2 protein-coding genes and 2 tRNA genes are annotated in these 2,063 nt (G+C 65.7%); 2 read left to right on the forward strand and 2 right to left on the reverse strand.

Annotated elements, in window-relative coordinates; all coding sequences use genetic code 11:
* Positions 1 to 231 (forward strand): FCSD flavin-binding domain-containing protein (locus tag Q0L94_RS17690; protein WP_296755972.1); only part of this gene is annotated, 231 nt, incomplete at its 5' end.
* Between the two features lie 66 nt (positions 232 to 297).
* Here the strand turns inward: Q0L94_RS17690 and Q0L94_RS17695 are convergent.
* Positions 298 to 373, reverse strand: a tRNA-Thr gene (locus Q0L94_RS17695).
* A gap of 39 nt (positions 374 to 412) precedes the next feature.
* Positions 413 to 1,801 carry a glutamate--tRNA ligase gene (gene gltX / locus Q0L94_RS17700; RefSeq protein WP_296755975.1) on the reverse strand — a complete coding sequence of 463 codons (1,389 nt, stop codon included), beginning with the start codon at positions 1,799 to 1,801 and terminating at the stop codon, positions 413 to 415.
* A gap of 95 nt (positions 1,802 to 1,896) precedes the next feature.
* Between gltX and Q0L94_RS17705 the strand changes: the two genes are divergently transcribed.
* Positions 1,897 to 1,971, forward strand: a tRNA-Val gene (locus tag Q0L94_RS17705).
* Positions 1,972 to 2,063: the final 92 nt, after the last annotated feature.

Genomic DNA, 2,063 nt, shown 5'->3' on the forward strand with positions numbered 1-2,063 from the left:
CGTGCCTTCCTCGGCCTCGCGCCCGACCCCGCGCCGGTGACGAATTCGGCGTGCTATTCGCCGATCACGGCAAAGACCGCGTCGTGGCTGACTGCCTTGTACGCCTACGACCCGGGCAGCAAGCGCATGAAGCCGATTCCGGGCGGGATGGGCCAGGGGCCGGCAAGCGCGCGCAACATGGACGAGATGCGCCAGTGGTTCTCCAACCTGATGACCGACAGCTACGCCTGAGCGGCCAACGGGCACGTTGGTCCAAGAAAACAAAAACGCCGCTCAGTGAGCGGCGTTTTCTTCAACTGGTGCCGGCGATCGGAATCGAACTGACGACCTTCGCATTACGAATGCGCTGCTCTACCAACTGAGCTACGCCGGCGAAAAACAGCGCGCATTATAGCGGATTCTTTTTGCCGGGCTACAGGGCCGCCTTCAGGCGGGCGATCACTTTCTCCTTGCCGATCAGTTCCAGGGTGGCGTCGATCGCCGGCGTCTGCGGCTCGCCCGTTACCAGCACCCGCACCGGCATCGCGAGCTTCGGCATCTTGAGGCCGTGCGCGGCGAGCGTCTCCTTGAACGCGGCGGAAATCGCCGCGCGCTCCCAGGCGAGCGACTCGAAGCGCGCGACGAGCTCGGCGAGCGCCGGCAGCACGTCGGGGGTGACGTGCTGCGCCAGCAGCTCGGGCGTCGGGTGCAGGGTGCGGAAGAACAGGGTGGCGGCGTCGGCGAGCTCCTCGATGGTGGCGGCGCGCTCCTTCACCAGCGCGACGACCGCCTCGAGGGCGGGGCCGCCGTCGACCGCGGCGCCGTTGCGGATCAGGAAGGGGTGTGCGAGCTCGGCGAGGCGCGCGTCGTCCGCGGCCTTGATGTACTGCTGGTTGAGCCAGCGCAGCTTCTCCGTGTTGAACTGCGCGGCCGACGGCGTGATGTGGTCGAGGTCGAACCACTCGACGAACTGCTCGCGGCTGAAGATCTCGGCGTCGCCGTGCGACCAGCCGAGCCGCGCGAGGTAGTTGATCACCGCCTCGGGCAGGTAGCCTTCCTCGAAGTACTGCATCACCGAGACCGCGCCGTGGCGCTTCGACAGCTTGGTGCCGTCGTCGCCGAGGATCATCGACAGGTGCGCGTACTGCGGGACCTCGGCGCCGAGCGCCCTGAGGATGTTGATCTGGCGCGGGGTGTTGTTGACGTGGTCGTCGCCGCGGATGACGTGGCTGATCCGCATGTCCCAGTCGTCGACTACCACGCAGAAGTTGTAGGTCGGGGTGCCGTCGGCGCGCGCGATGATGAGGTCGTCGAGCTCGGCGTTGGAAAACTCGATGCTGCCCTTGACCAGATCCTTCCACGCCACCGTGCCCTCAAGGGGGTTACGGAAGCGCACCACCGGCTGCACCCCGGACGGCGGCACTGCCAGCGATTTCCCCGGCTCGGGGCGCCAACGGCCGTCGTAGCGCGGCTTCTCGCCGCGTGCGCGCTGCGCCTCGCGCATGGCGTCGAGTTCCCCGGTGCTGCAATAGCAGTGATAGGCCAGGCCTTTTTCCAGCATCTGCGCGATCACTTCCTTGTAGCGATACATCCGCTCCAACTGATAGAACGGGCCTTCGTCGTGCGCGAGATCCAGCCAGGCCATGCCGTCGAGAATCGCCTGCACCGCCTCGGGGGTGGAGCGCTCGATGTCGGTGTCCTCGATGCGCAGGATGAACTGACCGCCGTGATGGCGCGCGAACGCCCACGAAAACAGCGCAGTGCGGGCGCCGCCGATATGCAGGTAACCAGTGGGGGAGGGGGCGAAGCGGGTGCGGATCATGACAGGGCGGAGTGGAAAAAGGCGCTATTTTACTGGATAGGCGCTGGCGAAATTGACCTTCCCAGCCGGGATGTGGTTTAATTCGCGCCGCTTCGGGGCAGTTAGCTCAGCGGTAGAGCATCGCCTTCACACGGCGGGGGTCACAGGTTCAAACCCTGTACTGCCCACCACCCGAACATCATTCCGTCTGGCTGATTTGGCCAGGCCTCCCGCTTCCACCAATCGATGCGGGTTTTCGACCGATCTCGCGATCACTGTCCGT

This window comes from Thiobacillus sp. (assembly GCF_024708915.1).

Bases quoted from the DNA above. Each gene is read 5' to 3' on its own strand.
- gltX (WP_296755975.1), bottom strand. From the start codon at position 1,801: ATGATCCGCACCCGCTTCGCCCCCTCCCCCACTGGTTACCTGCATATC.